Origin of the sequence: Paraburkholderia piptadeniae (genome assembly GCF_900007165.1) — a bacterium.
Taxonomy (GTDB): domain Bacteria; phylum Pseudomonadota; class Gammaproteobacteria; order Burkholderiales; family Burkholderiaceae; genus Paraburkholderia; species Paraburkholderia piptadeniae.
This window is the reverse complement of sequence record NZ_CYGY02000032.1, coordinates 73638-89821: the sequence shown is the minus strand read 5'-3', so window position 1 is coordinate 89821 and position 16184 is coordinate 73638. Positions and strand designations below refer to the sequence as shown.

Below are 16184 nucleotides of genomic sequence, written 5' to 3'. Positions count from 1 at the left end.
CTGAACGAATCTGTACGCGGGGCCATCTATCCCGGTTCATCAATCAAAACCCAACGACAGGAGAAAACATGAAAAAAAGAACCATGCTGGGCGTACTTGCGCTGGCGGCTGGATCGCTGGCTGCCAGCGGCGCGCTGACGCAGACGGCGCAGGCCGCCGATGTACCCGGCGTCGCATTCGTGTACCTCGGGAATCCGGGCGACGCGGGCTGGACGTTTGCGCACGACCAGGGATCGAAGGAAGCGGAAGCGAAGTTCGGCAACAAGGTCAAGATCACGCGCATCGAAAACGTGCCGGAATCCGCGGACTCGGAACGCGTGTTCCGTGATCTGGCGAACAAGGGCAACAAGATCATCTTCGGTTCGAGCTTCGGCTATCAGGACTTCGAGTTGAAGGTGGCGAAGGACTTCCCGGACACCGTTTTCCTGCATGCAACCGGCTACAAGAAGGCAGCGAACTTCGGCACGTATGACGTGCGCATGTATCAGGGTGCATACCTCGCAGGCGTCGCCGCCGGCTATGTGACGAAGACGAATACACTCGGCTTCGTCGCGTCGGTGCCGATTCCTGAAGTGGTGCGCAACATCAATGCGTACACGCTTGGCGCGCGCTCGGTGAATCCGAAGGTGCACACGAAAGTTATCTGGATCAACAGCTGGTTCGATCCGGGCAAGGAAAAGCAGGCGGCAGAAACGCTGATCGGCCAGGGCGCCGACGTGCTGTTGCAGAACACCGACTCCAGCGCGACGCTCGCAACGGCCTCCGAAAAGCATGTACATGCATTCGGCTGGGATTCGGACATGAAGAAGTTCGGCCCCGATGCACATCTCGGCTCGGTGGTCGCGCACTGGGGCGTGTATTATTCGGCCGCCATTCAGCAGGTGCTGGACGGCAAGTGGAAGAACGACCCCGTGTGGTGGGGCATTCCGCAGAAGGCTGTCAATCTGGAAGACCTGAACACATCGGCAATCCCGGCCAATGCGCTGAAGGAAGTCGAAGCGAAGCGCACGCAACTGTCGGGTGGCAAGTGGGACGTCTTCACGGGTCCCATCAAGGATCAGACGGGTGCAGTGAAGGTGCCGGCCGGCAAGACGCTGACCGATCCGGAACTGCAGCGCCTGAACTGGTACGTCGAGGGCGTGGACGGCTCGTTGCCGAAGTGACGTGACAAAGTGACGTGCCGTGACGTGTCGATGTGAATCGCGCGCTGCATGCGGGATTCGATGCATCGCGTGAATTTCCACGCACGTGGTTTCGCGCAGCGCGTGCGAACTCTGAAGCTGCATAGGGCTCCGGGCCCTATGCAGCTTTTTTCATGAGGTACGCGAATCGAGCGGCCGCGTTTTCACGGTCGCCGCATGCAGGCCGACGCCGGCATCAATCCTCGATGCGCAAGCCGACCTTGAGCGTCACCTGCCAGTGCGAAACCTTGTTGTCCTCGATCTGACCGCGCGTTTCGACGACTTCGAACCAGTGCAGATTGCGCAGTGTTTTGCTGGCCTTTTCGATCGCGCAACGGATGGCGTCGTCGCTGGACTTCGTCGACGAACCGGTTAGCTCGATCTGCTTGTACACGTGGTCGTTCATGATTCACCTCCTGGTGGTCGAAAAAGTATAGGCAATGCCTGTCGCGTGAACGAACCAGAATTCGTGCCGCACGTCGCGTGCCCGGCATGATGCATTGCGATGCCACCGGTATGATGGACGGTTCATGTGCCGCACAACAGCGGCCGCAATCCGGTGCGTTTGATGCATCGAACAGAGGGGAAACAAGTGAAGATCGGTTTTTGCGGACCGGGACTGATGGGTGCGCCGATGATTCGGCATTTGCTGAGTGCAGGACATGCAGTGCAGGTGTGGAACCGCACGCGCGCCAAGGCGGATGCGCTAGTGGCTGACGGCGCGACCGTCGCGTCGACACCTGCGGAACTGGCCACTCGGTCTGAAGCCATTTTCCTGTGCGTGCTGGATGCGGCGGCCGTCGAGGAAGTCGCGTTCGGCACGAACGGCATCGTTCAGGGTGTCAACGAGGCGAACGGAGCGAGTCCTGTTCGCTGGATCGTCGATCACGGCAGTATTCCGCCGTCGGCGACGCGTGTCTTCGCGAGGCGAGCCGCCGAAGCGGATATCGGCTGGATCGACGCACCCGTGTCGGGCGGCGTTGCAGGCGCAATCGCGGGCGCACTCGCCGTGATGGCGGGCGGAGACGCCGCCGACGTCGAGGCGGTGACGCCCGTCATCGGAGCCTATGCGGCGCGCGTCACGCATATGGGCGCGGCGGGCGCGGGACAGACGACCAAGCTGTGCAATCAGGCGATCGTCACGTCGACGGTGGCGGCGATCGCCGAGGCCGTCAGCCTCGCGCAACGCAGCGGCATCGACGCCGCGCGCTTGACGCAGGCGCTCGCCGGGGGCTGGGCGGATTCGGTGCTGCTGCAGACCTTTGTGCCGCGCATGACGCAAGCGGGCCAGCCGCCCATCGGCGCGTTGAGCACGTTCCAGAAGGACGTCGATACGATTGCAGCCGCTGCATACGAAACAGGCACTCCAATGCCGGTTTCAGGCACAGTGCAGCAGCTATTGCGCCTGGGTGCAGCCATGGGACTGGCGGACGCCGATCTGTCCGGTTTCATCGACGTGTTGCACACGCCGCGTAAAAAAGCGTAGCGGGGCGTCGTGGCGGCCCGAGGCGCGGCGCGCCAGATGCGATAACCTGCTAAAATATTTGGTTTTTCGCCGATCTACATTCAAAGGGACGCGCCGTGCTGTCTACTGCCAACATCACCATGCAATTCGGGCCGAAGCCCCTGTTCGAGAACATCTCGGTCAAATTCGGCGAAGGCAACCGCTACGGCCTGATCGGTGCGAACGGTTGCGGCAAGTCGACGTTTATGAAAATCCTGGGCGGCGACCTTGAGTCGAGTTCCGGCAACGTGATGCTCGAGCCGAACATTCGCCTCGGCAAACTGCGTCAGGATCAGTTCGCGCACGAAGACGTGCGCGTGCTCGACGTCGTGATGATGGGCCACGCGGAAATGTGGGCGGCGATGACCGAGCGCGATGCGATCTACGCGAACCCGGAAGCCACCGACGACGACTACATGCACGCGGCGGAACTGGAAGCGAAGTTTGCCGAATACGACGGCTACACGGCGGAAGCGCGCGCAGGTGAACTGCTGCTCGGCATTGGCATCGCGATCGACCTGCACAATGGTCCGATGAGTAATGTCGCGCCTGGCTGGAAACTGCGCGTGCTGCTGGCGCAGGCTCTGTTCTCGAAGCCCGACGTGCTGCTGCTGGACGAGCCGACCAACAACCTCGACATCAATTCCATCCGGTGGCTCGAGGACGTGCTGAACGAGTACGACTCGACGATGATCATCATCTCGCACGATCGTCACTTTCTGAACCAGGTCTGCACGCACATGGCGGACATGGACTACGGTACGCTGAAGGTCTACCCGGGCAACTATGACGACTACATGCTCGCGAGCACGCAGGCGCGCGAGCGCCAGCAGGCCGCGAATGCGAAGGCGAAGGAGCGCGTGGCCGACCTGCAGGACTTCGTGCGCCGCTTCTCGGCCAACAAGTCGAAGGCGCGTCAGGCAACGAGCCGCCTGAAGATGATCGATAAGATCAAGATCGAGGAGTTCAAGCCGTCGTCGCGTCAGAACCCGTTCATCCGCTTCGAGTACGAGAAGAAACTGCACAATATTGCAGTGGTCGCGGAAGAGATCACGAAGAAGTACGACCGCTCGATTTTTCAGAACTTCAACTTCAGCGTGCAGCCGGGTGAGCGCATTGCGATCATCGGCGAAAACGGCGCGGGCAAGACGACGCTGCTGCGTTCGCTGTATGGCAATCTCACGGTCGACCACGGCACGATCAAATGGGCCGAAAACGCGAACGTCGGCTATATGCCGCAAGACACGTACGAAGAATTTCCGGACGACGTCACGCTGATGGACTGGATCGACCATTACCGCAAGGAAGGTGACGACGAGCAGATGGTGCGCGGCACGCTCGGCCGTCTGCTCTTTAATGCAGACGACATCAAGAAGTCGGTGAAGGTGCTCTCCGGTGGCGAGAAGGGACGCATGATCTGGGGCAAGCTCATGCTGGGCCGCCACAACGTGCTGCTGATGGACGAGCCGACCAACCACATGGACATGGAATCGATCGAATCGCTGCAGATCGCACTGGAAAAGTACGACGGCACGCTGATTTTCGTTTCGCACGACCGTGAATTCGTCAGCGGCCTCGCCGACCGCATCATCGAAGTGAAGACGGACGGCACGCTGAACGACTTCGGCGGCAATTACGAAGACTTCCTGGCGAGCCAGGGCGTGCAGTAAGCAAGCGTTACTGCCTGGTTTCTTGCGAAAACCCGCTTCGTCTGAAGCGGGTTTTTTATTTCGTGCGCTAACGCTATGGTGTCGCCCGGACCGATTAGTCTTGCGTGCGTCTGAATGCGTCCTATGTCGGCGAGTAAAATAAACCTACTATCCGCGCGACAGGACAGAAGACATGAAGACCTTCGAGCACTTCTACATCGACGGCAAATGGATCAAGCCATGTGGCACGGGCACGATCGACGTGATCGACTCGGGCACCGAAGAGATTTTAGGCCGCATTCCCGAAGGCATCGAAGCGGATGCCGAAGAGGCGATCAACGCTGCGCGTGCTGCATTCGATAGTTGGGCGGCGACGCCACCCAAGGAGCGCGCCAGGTACCTGCAAAAGATCGCCGACAACCTGAAGGCGCGCACCGATGAACTCGCCGGCTATATTTGCGGCGAAGTCGGCATGCCGATCAAGCTTGCGCGTGCGATTCAGGTCGGTGGTCCCGTGTACAACTGGAATGCCTACGCGAAGCTGGCAGGTGAATTCCGGTTCGAAGAGCAGGTCGGCAACTCGCTCGTGGTGCGAGAACCGGTCGGTGTGGTGGCCGCGATCACGCCGTGGAACTATCCGCTGAACCAGATCACGCTGAAGGTTGCAGCGGCGCTTGCCGCAGGCTGCACTATCGTGCTCAAGCCGTCGGAAGTCGCGCCGCTGAATGCGTTCGTGCTCGCCGAAGCGATTCATGATGCAGGACTACCCGCTGGTGTATTCAATCTCGTCTGTGGGTATGGACCGGTGGTCGGCGAAGTGCTCGCCAGCCACCCGTCCGTCGACATGGTGTCGTTCACGGGTTCCACGCGCGCGGGCAAGCGCGTATCGGAACTGGCGGCGGCGTCGGTGAAGCGTGTCGCGCTGGAACTGGGCGGCAAGTCGGCGTCGGTGATACTCGACGATGCGGATTTTGCAGCGGCGATCAAGGGGACGGTGAACGCGTGTTTCCTGAATTCGGGGCAGACCTGTTCCGCGCATACACGCATGATCGTGCCGGAATCGCGCTATGACGAAGTACGCGAACTTGCGAAGAAGGCGGCCGATGTTTTCGTCGCGGGCGATCCGCGTGCCGAGACGACGCGTCTTGGTCCGCTCGCTTCGGCTGCACAGCAAGCTCGTGTGCAGCACTACATTGCGCGCGGCATCGAGGAAGGCGCGGATCTCGTGACAGGTGGCCCGGGCATGCCGGACGGTGTGTCCAAAGGCTTCTTCGTCAAGCCGACGGTGTTCGGCCGTGTGCATCCGAAAGCGACGATCGCGCAGGAGGAAATCTTCGGGCCCGTCCTGTCGATCCTCACATACAAGGACGAAGATGAAGCCGTGCGCATCGCCAATGACTCGCCATACGGACTCGGCGGTGCCGTATGGGCCGGCAGCGACGAGCGCGCGATCGGTGTCGCGCGGCGCATCCGCACGGGGCAGGTGGACATCAACGGTGGTGCATGGAACATGGCCGCTCCGTTCGGCGGCTTCAAGCAGTCCGGGCACGGCCGCGAGAACGGCACGTACGGACTCGAAGAGTATCTCGAGTACAAGTCGATGCAGTTAAAGGTGAACAAGCCTGTGTAGACCTGCACCCATCTGCATGTGCGCGATGCGCTGCGATTTATCTCGTCACCGCGCGCACTGCAGATGACGAAGCGCAACCCAAGTGCGTGTCCTCGACGGGCGCGCACTTTTGTTTGACTTCACTCAACATACTGCATTCGCCAGTTGCGACCATCGAGGCTTTGCGTCGAATCCCATCGACGACGGAGGCCTCTCATGTTTCCCTCTCATCCGTTTGCGCCGCTCGTGATTCGCGGGCGGTCGCTGTTGCCCGTCGTGCAGGGCGGCATGGGCGTCGGCGTGTCTGCGCACCGCCTTGCGGGCAGTGTTGCGCGCGAAGGTGCGTTCGGCACGATCGCGAGTATCGATCTGCGCCACCATCATCCCGATCTGCTCGAACGTTGCCGCGCGACATCCGATCGCGCGACGCTGGAAGACGCGAATCGCACCGCGCTTGCGCGCGAAATCGAAGCCGCGCGCACGCTGAGCGAAGGGCGCGGAATGATCGCTGTTAACGTGATGAAGGCGGTCAACGCGCACGCGGATTACGTGCGGATTGCCTGTGAAAAGGGCGCCGATGCAATCGTCATGGGCGCTGGTCTGCCGCTCGATCTGCCGGATATGACGCAGGGGCACGATATTGCATTGATCCCGATTCTGTCCGATAGCCGCGGCGTCGGCGTCGTGTTGAAGAAGTGGATCAAGAAAGGCCGCTTGCCCGATGCGATTGTTATTGAGCATCCCGCTCACGCGGGCGGCCATCTCGGCGTGACGAATCTCGACGACATGCACGATGCGCGCTTCGAGTTCGCGCGAGTGCTGCAGGAGATCGACGAACTGTTCACTTCGTTGCAGATCAGCCGAACTGAAGTGCCTGTGATCGTTGCTGGCGGCATCAACAGTCACGCCGCTGTGCGCACCTGTCTGGAAGCTGGCGCAAACGGCGTGCAGATCGGCACGCCGTTCGCCGTCACGGAGGAGGGCGATGCTCATCCGAATTTCAAGCGCGTGCTGGCCGATGCGAAGCCTGACGACATCGTGGAGTTCGTCAGCGTGACGGGCCTTCCGGCGCGCGCCGTGAAGACGCCGTGGCTCGATCGCTATCTGCGCAACGAGACCCGCATTCGCACGAAGATCGGCGCACTCAAGCGCGTGTGTCCGACTGCACTCGAGTGTCTGAGTGCATGTGGTTTGCGCGACGGCATCGAAAAGTTCGGTCACTTCTGCATCGATACGCGGCTGGCTGCTGCACTGCGCGGCGATGTAGCCAACGGCCTGTTCTTCCGCGGACGTGAAGCACTGCCATTTGGCAATGCAATTCGCAGCGTGCGCGATCTTCTGGAACTGCTGCTGACAGGTGTTACGCGACCGGCTGTCGCAGGGCGCTTGGCATTTTCCCTGGGTTGACGGCGGTCAATGAGCGCACCCTGACGAGCTTCGACAATCGACCGCGCGTTACTGCATTGGTCACGCAACACACAAAAAAATCAGGGTAGCTTATGACCGGAAACACTCGATTCATCGCAGCCGCTCTCTGCGCAGCAGGGATAGCGCTGACGACTCCACACGCCTTCGCAGCAGACAGCGATTCGACTTCAGGCATTCATGCGGGCGACACACTCGTGCGCCTGCGCGCAATCACGATCGTGCCGCAGGTTCGCACCAGCGATACATTGTCGACGCTCAACGTCGACGTCAACAACGCAACCGTGCCTGAACTCGATTTCACGTACATGATTCGCGACAACATCGGCGTCGAACTGATTCTCGGCACGTCGCGGCATCAACTGACATCGAGCCTCGGCGGACTGGGCGGCGTCAACGTGCTGCCGCCGACGTTGCTGCTGCAATATCACTTCAACCATCAGGGGCAGGTTCGGCCGTACGTCGGCGCGGGCGTGAACTATACGTACTTCTACAACAACGGACTGCACGCGGCTGGTCGGGACGTTTCGATCAAGCGCAGCAGTTTCGGTCCGGCACTGCAGATGGGCGTCGACGTGCAAGTGACGAAATCGGTATTCGCCAACGTCGATGTCAAGAAGGTCTGGATGAAAACGGATGCATCGCTCAACGGCACGCCTCTCGGCACGCTGCATATCGATCCGTTGATCGTCGGCGTGGGTGTCGGCATGAAGTTCTAAGCGCGACGCAGACGCCCAAGCATTTGAAAAACGCCGGCTCTCACATGCGAGCCGGCGTTTTGTTTTGTCGCCTTCGTCGGGGCCTCGTGCAAAAAACTGCATCGAGGTCCATGCGAGTCACAGTTTGTCGTACTTGAATCGCATCGCCGTGCCTTCGCGTTCGATGCGTTCCCACACGACGCGCTTTTCCTCGTCGGTGAGGAACACCCAGTTCGACACTTCCGCCGCCGTACGGCCACAGCCCTTGCAGACCTCGTCGAAAAGCGTCGAGCAAACGCCGATGCAGGGACTATCGGGGAGGTCGTGCAGATTCGAAGACATCGAGTTACCTTGGATCCGAAATGCGAGCGGTCCGCTATGGTAAACCAAAAGCGCAATCGTCTTCCGGCGCCGCTTCGGTGCTGGAGACGACTGCACTCGAGTGCTTCTATGCATCGTCCGCGCCGACGGCATCACCGATGCATCGCGCCATGAGCCTGTGCGCTCGCAAGCACTTCCGTTCATTCCATCGCCGTCTCCCAGATCAGCGCGCCATTCAGCGCGATGATCCCTGCCGCGCAAGCCCACGCGAGCGCGAGCGGTGCCCCGTGCACGCGCCAGCCACGCATCAGCCGCGCGTCCGACGCAAAGCGGATCAACGGCACCACCGCGAGCGGCAATTGCAGGCTCAGCACGACCTGGCTTGCCACCAGCAGTTGCGCCGAACCGTGCGGCCCGAACAGGGCAACGGCCACGAGCGCCGGACCGATCGCCAGCGAGCGCGTCAGCAGCGCGCGCTGCCAGCGCGGCAGGCGAATCCGCAGGAAGCCTTCCATCACCGCCTGGCCGGCGAGCGTGCCCGTCACGGTCGCGCTGAGTCCGCATGCGAGCAACGCAGACGCGAACAGAACCGCCGCCCAGCGCGACCCGACGATCGGAGCGATGAACCGGTGCGCGTCGGCGAGATCGGTGACGTTGTGGTGGCCGCTCGCATGGAACACGGCCGCCGACACGATCAGAAGCGCTGCATTGATCACGAAAGCCAGTGAAAGCGAGCTGAAGGTGCCGAAGTTGACGCCGCGCAGTGCGCGGGCGATGTCGGCGCTGCTGGAGGAGCGCGCATGCGTCTTGACGAGCGCCGAGTGCAGATAGAGGTTGTGCGGCATCACGGTCGCGCCGAGGATGCCCGCCGCGAGCCACACCATGCCCGCGTCGCGCAACAGCCCCGGGCTGGGCGCCGCGCCCGCCAGCGCCGCGCGCCAGTCGGGCCGGGCGAGCGCGAGTTCGACCACGAAGCACATCCCGACGAAGATGATCAGCGCGACCACGGCCGTTTCCAGCGTGCGCCGGCCGTGCCGCTGCAGCGCAAGCATCGCGAAGGTGCCGACGGCCGACATCAGCACGCCTACCGTCAGCGATACGCCCAACAGCAGCTCCAACGCAACGGCGCTGCCGACCACTTCGGCGACGTCGCACGCGATGATCGCGATCTCGCTCGTGATCCACAGAAAGAGTGTCGTGCGGCGGCCGGTGTGTTCGCGGCAGAGCTGCGCGAGGTCGCGCCCCGTCACGACGCCGAGCCGTGACGAGGCCCACTGCAGCAGCATCGCCATCAGACTCGAGATGAGCACGACATTGAGCAGTCGGTAGCCATAGCCTGCACCGCCCGCGAGTGCCGTCGCCCAGTTGCCGGGGTCCATGTAGCCGACCGCGACGAGCGCCCCCGCGCCCACAAACCCCAGCCAGTTTTCGGGGCGCGGCCGTCCCGGGTCGCCGCGGCGTCGGCGGCGGGAGGGATCGAGTGCGAACGGGTTCGTGTTCATCGCAGTGCGACGGGCTGACGCGCGTAAAGCTTTCGGTGCAGCAAGCATGCCTGCCATGCATTCGCGATACGTCGCGTACCTACCACTATCTGGGCTGATTTGACAGTCTATAGTGATGTTGAAAGACGCGTATCGAGCCGGATGCAGCAGGATGCGAGCGCCGTTGGCGGCCATGCGATGCGCGATGTTTTCGCCGCATCGGGAAGGAGGTTTTTTTCGGCTGGACAGGACGCGATAACCCGATAAAATTGCGGCCAATTTTGCAGCCGCATGGCGGCCGTCCCGGCGCGCTTCATCGCGAATCAGGCGGGGCGCAGCGGCGATCGGCAGCCATCGGCAAGTCATCGGCGGCAATCGGGGCATGCCCGCATCGATGCGCATGAGCGCACAGGAAACCTGAACGAAGGCCGCGCGCTGTACCCTTTGTGCGACATCCGGCGGTTTTTTTTGAATCGGGCATCGTTTGATGGTAGCTTTCGGGTTTTTCAAGGGTAGCCGCCTGTTGTACGGAGCGGCTTGAGGCGGGGTAAGCGACCGGTTTTCGCGCCGGTCAGAACGGAGAACGGAATGAAAAAACTGGTGGTGGGCCAACTGGCTGCGCTGGTGTTGTGCGCTACGCCTTTCATGTCGGCGGCGGCAAAAGATACGCAATTGAATGTGTACAACTGGTCGGACTACATCGCCAAGGACACGATTCCGAACTTCACGAAACAGACGGGCATCCAGGTCAAGTACGACAACTACGACAGCGACGACACGCTGCAGGCCAAGCTGCTGACGGGCAACTCCGGCTATGACATCGTCGTGCCGACCAGCAACTATGCGGGCAAGCAGATCGCGGCGGGCATCTTCGCGCCGCTCGACAAGTCGAAGCTCCCGAACCTCAAGTATCTCGATCCATCGCTGATGACGCTCGTCGCGGGCGCCGATCCGGGCAACAAGTACGCGGTGCCCTGGGCGTACGGCACGACGGGCCTCGGCTACAACGTGACGAAGGCGCAGCAGATTCTCGGCAAGGGCGTCGCGCTCGACAACTGGGACATCCTCTTCAAGCCGGAAAACATTTCTAAGCTGAAGGCGTGCGGCGTCTCGGTGCTCGACGCGCCCGACCAGATGTTCGCGGCTGCGCTGCACTACATCGGCAAGGACCCGATGAGCACGAACCCGGAAGACTATCGCGCCGCGCTTGCGATGCTGAAGAAGATCCGTCCGTACATCACGCAGTTCAACTCGTCGGGCTACATCAACGACATGGTCGGCGGCGACGTCTGCTTCGCGTACGGCTGGTCGGGCGACGTCGTGATCGCCAAGCACCGCGCGCTCGAAGCGAAGAAGCCGTACAAGATCGACTACTACATTCCGAAGGGCGGCGCGCCCGTGTGGTTCGACGTGATGGCGATTCCGAAGGACGCGAAGAACAAGGAAGCCGCGCTCGAGTGGATCAACTACATCGAGACGCCGCAGGTCCACGCGGCCATCACGAACGCCGTCTACTATCCGAGCGCGAACCTCGAAGCGCGCAAGTACGTGGACAAGGATGTCGCGAACGATCCCGCCGTGTATCCGCCGGCGGACGTCGTCAAGACGCTGTTCCTGCTGAAGCCGCTGCCGCCTGAAATCCAGCGTCTGCAGACGCGGCTGTGGACCGAGTTCAAGTCCGGCCGCTAAGCCAGTCCGAAACGGACGGCTGTGCAGGAATGCATCATCATGAAGCCCTCGGCATCCAGCCGGGGGCTTTGTTCGTCAAATGCAGGGAGAGAAGCAGCAGATCATGAGTGACCAGTCGAATGCACTGGCAGGGGCCGGCGTGTCGTCCTCGGGCAATTCCGCCGCTGCACAGGGGGCAGCGGATAACTTCGTGCAGATCGTCGACGTCGTGAAGAAATTCGGCGAGACGGTTGCCGTCAAGGGTGTGAACCTGTCGGTGAAGAAGGGCGAACTGTTCGCGTTGCTCGGCAGTTCCGGTTGCGGCAAGTCGACGCTCTTGCGCATGCTCGCGGGCCTCGAGACGGTCACGTCGGGCAGGATTCTGATCGACGGCGAAGACCTTGCGCAGATGCCGCCGTACCGGCGGCCCGTCAACATGATGTTCCAGTCGTACGCGCTCTTTCCGCACATGACGGTCGAAGCGAATGTCGCGTTCGGTCTCAAGCAGGAAGGCGTGCCGAAAGCCGAGCTGAAGGAGCGCGTGCAGACTGCGCTCGATCTCGTGCAGATGGGCCGTTTCGCGAAGCGCAAGCCGCATCAGCTGTCGGGCGGCCAGCAGCAGCGCGTCGCGCTGGCGCGCTCGCTGGTCAAGCGTCCGAAGCTGCTGCTGCTCGACGAGCCGATGTCCGCGCTCGACAAGCAGATCCGCCAGCGCACCCAGATCGAGCTCGTCAACATTCTCGATAAGGTCGGCGTCACCTGCATCATGGTCACGCACGATCAGGAAGAAGCGATGACGATGGCGAGCCGCCTCGCCGTGATGAGCGAAGGCGAGATCGTGCAGCTCGGCACGCCGAGCGAAGTCTACGAGTATCCGAATACCCGCTTCTCGGCGGAGTTCATCGGCTCGACGAATCTGTTCGACGGCAATGTGATCGAGGACGAGCCGGATCACGTGTATATCGAAACGTCCGATCTGCCCGTGCGCATGTACGTGAACCACGGCATCACGGGGCCGCTCGGCATGCCCGTGACGATCTCGGTGCGGCCCGAGCGCATCGCGCTCACGCGCAAGCCGCCCGAAGGCGCGTTCAACTGGGGCAAGGGTGTCGTGACGAACATCGCGTACATGGGCGGCTACTCGCTGTATCACGTGAAGCTCGACGCGGGCAAGACGGTGATCGCGAACGTGTCGAGCCTCGCGCTGTCGGAAATCGAAACGCCGACATGGGGCGACGAAGTCTATGTGCGCTGGAGCGCATCGGCAGGCGTGGTGCTGACGTCATGAAGAGCGCGCTGCAATCCCTCATGATATGGCCGGTGCGGCGCTTCAATCTGACGGGGCGCACGGCCGTCGTCGCGGGCCCGTTCGTGTGGCTGCTGCTGTTTTTCCTCGTGCCGTTCCTGCTGGTCGTGAAGATCAGCTTCGCGGACCTGCAACTGGGCATCCCGCCATACACGGAACTGACGACCTTCAAGGATGGCATCGTTCACGTCGCGCTCGACCTGTCGCACTACGCGTTTCTGCTGACCGACAGCCTGTACTTCGCGACCTATGTGAACTCGGTGGTCGTCGCGGCGATCTCGACGTTGCTTTGCCTGCTGCTCGGCTATCCGATGGCGTACTACATCGCGCGCTCGAACCCCGCCACGCGCAACATCCTGATGATGGCGGTGATGCTGCCGTTCTGGACGTCGTTCCTGATCCGCGTGTACGCGTGGATCGGCATCCTGAAGAACAATGGCCTGCTGAACAACTTCCTGATGTCGATCGGGCTGATCCACACGCCCATCGAGCTGTATCACACGAACACGGCTGTCTACATCGGCATGGTGTATTCGTACCTGCCGTTTCTCGTGATGCCGCTCTACGCGCACCTCGTGAAGATGGACCTGACACTGCTCGAAGCCGCCTACGACCTCGGCGCGAAGCCGTGGAAGGCGTTCTGGCAGATCACGCTGCCGCTGTCGAAGAACGGCATCATCGCGGGCTGCCTGCTGGTGTTCATTCCGGCCGTCGGGGAGTACGTGATTCCTGAACTGCTCGGCGGCGCGAACACGCTGATGATCGGCCGCGTGATGTGGAATGAGTTCTTCGATAACGCGGACTGGCCGATGGCATCCGCGGTCACATGCGCAATGGTGCTGCTGCTGCTCGTGCCGATGGCACTCTTCCAGTACTCGCAGGCGAAGGAACTGGAGGAGACGCGATGAAGCCGAATCGCATTCTGCAATTTATTGCACTCGCCATCGGCTTCGCGTTTCTGTATGTGCCGATCATCAGCCTCGTCGTGTATTCGTTCAACGAGTCGCAACTCGTCACCGTATGGACGCGCTTCTCGACGCGCTGGTACGCCGCACTGCTGCAGGACGACGAACTGATCAACGCCGCGTGGCTGTCGCTGCGCGTCGCGCTGCTGACGGCGTTCGCATCGGTGTTTATCGGCACGTGGGCAGGTTTCGTGCTCGCGCGCATGGGCCGTTTTCGCGGATTCACGCTGTATACGGGGATGATCAATGCGCCGCTCGTGATCCCCGAGGTGATCCAGGGCATTTCGCTGCTGCTGCTCTTCATCGAAATGGGAAAGTGGCTGGGCTGGCCGGCGGGACGCGGCATCTTCACGATCTGGATCGGCCACGTGATGCTGTGTATTTCCTACGTCGCGATTATCGTGCAGTCGCGCGTGCGTGACCTGCATCCGTCGTTAGAAGAAGCTGCACTGGACCTGGGCGCAACGCCTCTGCGCGTATTTTTCTTCATCACGTTGCCGCTGATCTCGCAGGCACTGGTGGCGGGGTGGCTGCTGTCGTTCACGCTGTCTATCGACGATCTGGTGCTGTCCGCGTTCCTGTCGGGCCCGGGGTCGACAACGCTGCCGCTGGTGGTGTTCTCGCGCGTGCGACTCGGCCTGAATCCGGAGATGAATGCACTGGCGACGCTGTTCATCGCAGTCGTCACGGTCGGCGTGGTGGTCGCCAATCACTTCATGCAGCGCGCCGAAAAGCGGCGCCTGGCGATGGCGGTCTAGGAGCGCAATAGCCGGGGCGAGCACGTTTTGAATCCGGCGCTGCAATGCGTAACGCGCAAAAGAGAACGGCCGGTGCTTCCGATGAGCACCGGCCGTTCTTTTTATGCTGCCACGTGGTCTTGCTAATCGAACGTTACCGACCGTTATGCGGACGACCCGTTGTCAGATCCGGTATCCGATTCTGAGTCCGCCCCAATGCCTGCCGTTGACGAAGATGGGCGCTGACGCGTCCTTCATCAGCGCGTATTCGCCGCCGCCCATGTCGCGCCGGTAAGTCTGCAGCAGGAAGCGCTTTGTGTTCGTTCCGGCCGCGAGCCCGGTGCGGTCGTTGAACAGCCGGCGATTCCGGCAGTTTGCTGCATTCCAGACGGGATCGTCGCGCTGCGGTTGCGAGAACTTGAGATTGTGCGTCGGCAGATAGCCGCGCACGTCGACGGCCGCACAGAAGGCAGCGCGTGGATCGAGGCCGAGCATCGGCTCCTGGATCGAAGGCAGCACGCGATCGGTGAACCCGGTGAAGCGCGTCATGAATTGCGTCGGGTTCGTGCCGGGCACGGGCACGTAGCGGTCGTCGAACAGATCGTTCATCGAAAGCTCGCCGCGCGCCACGGCAGCCTCGAATAGCTTGCCGACTTTCGACGCAGCCTGCTCGACGGCGTCGATGAACGGCGTATCGGCCGTCTCGACACCCGCGGCCGCCGTCAGTTCGATCAGGCTTGCCGATACGCCCAGCAGATGGCCGAGCCGGTCCTTCGCCTGCAGGAAGTTCTCGCTCGAATGCTCGACGTCAGTCGCGATCTCCAACACCTGCGACTCGAATGCATTGCATTGATCTTCGATTTCACCGGAGAGCGATGCAATCTGGTTCGCCTCTGCATTCAATTGCATGATCGCGTGGCCCGTCGAGTGCACGACGTCGCCGATCATCCGCGTGCCTTCGCGTACACGCTGCGCTCGTGCGGTGTTTTCGGCACCCTCGGCGATCAGCCTCTCTGTTTGCCCCGTGAGTTCCGCAAGCGTCGTCTCGATCTGGCCGGTGGCTTGTGCCGTCTTCGCCGACAGCGTCTTCACCTCGGCCGCGACGACTGCGAAGCTCTTGCCAAATTCGCCTGCACGTGCCGCTTCGATGGCCGCATTCAGTGCGAGCAGATGGGTCTGCCGGGCGATCAGCGAGATTTCCTCCGACACGCGGCTCACGTGCGACAGGGCCGCGCGCAACGCGCTGATCTGGCTCTCGATCACGGTCACGCCCTCGACGAGCCCATGAATATCGGACAGCGACGCTTCGAGCGTTTGCTGCGAGTGCCCGACTTCGTCGGCAGCCTGAGCGGTGACGGTGTGCATTTCGCGCGCCGCGGCGGCGATCCGGTGATTGCCGGCGAGCGTTGCGGCAGCCGACTGGCGAAGCGTCTGGCATACGTCGGCCTGTCGATTCACGCGCGCCGCGACTTCTTCGATATGGCCGGACACATCGCAGATTTCGATGCCGAGCTTGCCCGCCTGCGCGGCGATGTCGCCGACGACCGATGAAGCGCTGCCTTTGCGGCGCGTGCGCCGAGCGAAGAAACCCGTCATCGCGAAAGCTCCCGGACGGCGCGGCGATTGTGTTCGCGTCGTCG

At 61.9% G+C, this 16184-nt stretch carries 14 protein-coding genes; 10 read left to right on the top strand and 4 right to left on the bottom strand.

The annotated features are described in order from the left end of the window. Positions 1-68: 68 nt before the first annotated feature. A complete protein-coding gene (locus BN2476_RS16955; RefSeq protein ID WP_087735328.1) occupies positions 69-1163 on the top strand; it encodes a BMP family ABC transporter substrate-binding protein in 1095 nt (364 codons plus the stop codon). Between the two features lie 214 nt (positions 1164-1377). Here BN2476_RS16955 and BN2476_RS16950 read toward each other — a convergent pair whose 3' ends face one another. Further along, complete coding sequence (locus BN2476_RS16950) at positions 1378-1587, bottom strand: dodecin (protein ID WP_087735327.1); 210 nt, start codon at positions 1585-1587, stop codon at positions 1378-1380. A 162-nt stretch (positions 1588-1749) separates the two neighbouring features. On the opposite strand from BN2476_RS16950, the gene BN2476_RS16945 reads away from it, so the two are divergent. From BN2476_RS16945 to BN2476_RS16925, 5 genes are all read left to right on the top strand, one after another. After that, on the top strand, positions 1750-2667 hold the full coding sequence (locus tag BN2476_RS16945) for an NAD(P)-dependent oxidoreductase (protein ID WP_087735518.1): 918 nt from the start codon (positions 1750-1752) through the stop codon (positions 2665-2667). 95 nt (positions 2668-2762) lie between these two features. Then, entirely contained in the window at positions 2763-4355 is a 1593-nt protein-coding gene (locus BN2476_RS16940) for an ABC-F family ATPase (protein WP_087735326.1), read from the top strand. 172 nt (positions 4356-4527) lie between these two features. Then, complete coding sequence (locus tag BN2476_RS16935) at positions 4528-5964, top strand: aldehyde dehydrogenase family protein (protein ID WP_087735325.1); 1437 nt, start codon at positions 4528-4530, stop codon at positions 5962-5964. A gap of 195 nt (positions 5965-6159) precedes the next feature. Continuing rightward, on the top strand, positions 6160-7350 hold the full coding sequence (locus tag BN2476_RS16930; protein WP_087735324.1) for an NAD(P)H-dependent flavin oxidoreductase: 1191 nt from the start codon (positions 6160-6162) through the stop codon (positions 7348-7350). 92 nt (positions 7351-7442) lie between these two features. After that, positions 7443-8087: an OmpW/AlkL family protein gene (locus tag BN2476_RS16925; RefSeq protein WP_087735323.1), complete on the top strand. Its 645-nt coding sequence runs from the start codon at positions 7443-7445 to the stop codon at positions 8085-8087. Positions 8088-8204: 117 nt separating this feature from the next. On the opposite strand, the gene BN2476_RS16920 is transcribed toward BN2476_RS16925, so the two are convergent. Together BN2476_RS16920 and BN2476_RS16915 are read right to left on the bottom strand one after the other, a co-directional pair. Continuing rightward, positions 8205-8408 carry a DUF1289 domain-containing protein gene (locus BN2476_RS16920; protein ID WP_087735322.1) on the bottom strand — a complete coding sequence of 68 codons (204 nt, stop codon included), beginning with the start codon at positions 8406-8408 and terminating at the stop codon, positions 8205-8207. A gap of 179 nt (positions 8409-8587) precedes the next feature. Further along, complete coding sequence (locus BN2476_RS16915; protein WP_087735321.1) at positions 8588-9889, bottom strand: Nramp family divalent metal transporter; 1302 nt, start codon at positions 9887-9889, stop codon at positions 8588-8590. Between the two features lie 567 nt (positions 9890-10456). Here BN2476_RS16915 and BN2476_RS16905 point away from each other — a divergent pair. From BN2476_RS16905 to BN2476_RS16890, 4 genes are all read left to right on the top strand, one after another. Continuing rightward, entirely contained in the window at positions 10457-11557 is a 1101-nt protein-coding gene (locus tag BN2476_RS16905; RefSeq protein WP_087735319.1) for a polyamine ABC transporter substrate-binding protein, read from the top strand. 103 nt (positions 11558-11660) lie between these two features. Beyond that, on the top strand, positions 11661-12824 hold the full coding sequence (locus BN2476_RS16900; protein WP_162497879.1) for an ABC transporter ATP-binding protein: 1164 nt from the start codon (positions 11661-11663) through the stop codon (positions 12822-12824). Then, the gene (locus tag BN2476_RS16895) at positions 12821-13750 is read left to right on the top strand and encodes an ABC transporter permease subunit (RefSeq protein WP_087735318.1); all 930 of its coding nucleotides are present in this window, start codon (positions 12821-12823) and stop codon (positions 13748-13750) included. Before BN2476_RS16900 ends, BN2476_RS16895 begins: the two co-directional genes overlap by 4 nt. Beyond that, complete coding sequence (locus tag BN2476_RS16890) at positions 13747-14565, top strand: ABC transporter permease subunit (RefSeq protein ID WP_087735317.1); 819 nt, start codon at positions 13747-13749, stop codon at positions 14563-14565. The genes BN2476_RS16895 and BN2476_RS16890 overlap by 4 nt, the downstream gene beginning before the upstream one ends. A gap of 162 nt (positions 14566-14727) precedes the next feature. Here BN2476_RS16890 and BN2476_RS16885 read toward each other — a convergent pair whose 3' ends face one another. Beyond that, entirely contained in the window at positions 14728-16140 is a 1413-nt protein-coding gene (locus BN2476_RS16885; RefSeq protein ID WP_087735316.1) for a methyl-accepting chemotaxis protein, read from the bottom strand. Between the last annotated feature and the right edge of the window lie 44 nt (positions 16141-16184).

What these genes read in the sequence shown, in the direction of transcription:
- BN2476_RS16955 (WP_087735328.1), top strand. Translation starts at nt 69, where the DNA reads ATGAAAAAAAGAACCATGCTGGGCGTACTTGCGCTGGCGGCTGGATCG.
- BN2476_RS16950 (WP_087735327.1), bottom strand. Translation starts at nt 1,587, where the DNA reads ATGAACGACCACGTGTACAAGCAGATCGAGCTAACCGGTTCGTCGACG.
- BN2476_RS16945 (WP_087735518.1), top strand. Translation starts at nt 1,750, where the DNA reads ATGCATCGAACAGAGGGGAAACAAGTGAAGATCGGTTTTTGCGGACCG.
- BN2476_RS16935 (WP_087735325.1), top strand. Translation starts at nt 4,528, where the DNA reads ATGAAGACCTTCGAGCACTTCTACATCGACGGCAAATGGATCAAGCCA.
- BN2476_RS16930 (WP_087735324.1), top strand. Translation starts at nt 6,160, where the DNA reads ATGTTTCCCTCTCATCCGTTTGCGCCGCTCGTGATTCGCGGGCGGTCG.
- BN2476_RS16925 (WP_087735323.1), top strand. Translation starts at nt 7,443, where the DNA reads ATGACCGGAAACACTCGATTCATCGCAGCCGCTCTCTGCGCAGCAGGG.
- BN2476_RS16920 (WP_087735322.1), bottom strand. Translation starts at nt 8,408, where the DNA reads ATGTCTTCGAATCTGCACGACCTCCCCGATAGTCCCTGCATCGGCGTT.
- BN2476_RS16915 (WP_087735321.1), bottom strand. Translation starts at nt 9,889, where the DNA reads ATGAACACGAACCCGTTCGCACTCGATCCCTCCCGCCGCCGACGCCGC.
- BN2476_RS16905 (WP_087735319.1), top strand. Translation starts at nt 10,457, where the DNA reads ATGAAAAAACTGGTGGTGGGCCAACTGGCTGCGCTGGTGTTGTGCGCT.
- BN2476_RS16900 (WP_162497879.1), top strand. Translation starts at nt 11,661, where the DNA reads ATGAGTGACCAGTCGAATGCACTGGCAGGGGCCGGCGTGTCGTCCTCG.
- BN2476_RS16895 (WP_087735318.1), top strand. Translation starts at nt 12,821, where the DNA reads ATGAAGAGCGCGCTGCAATCCCTCATGATATGGCCGGTGCGGCGCTTC.
- BN2476_RS16890 (WP_087735317.1), top strand. Translation starts at nt 13,747, where the DNA reads ATGAAGCCGAATCGCATTCTGCAATTTATTGCACTCGCCATCGGCTTC.
- BN2476_RS16885 (WP_087735316.1), bottom strand. Translation starts at nt 16,140, where the DNA reads ATGACGGGTTTCTTCGCTCGGCGCACGCGCCGCAAAGGCAGCGCTTCA.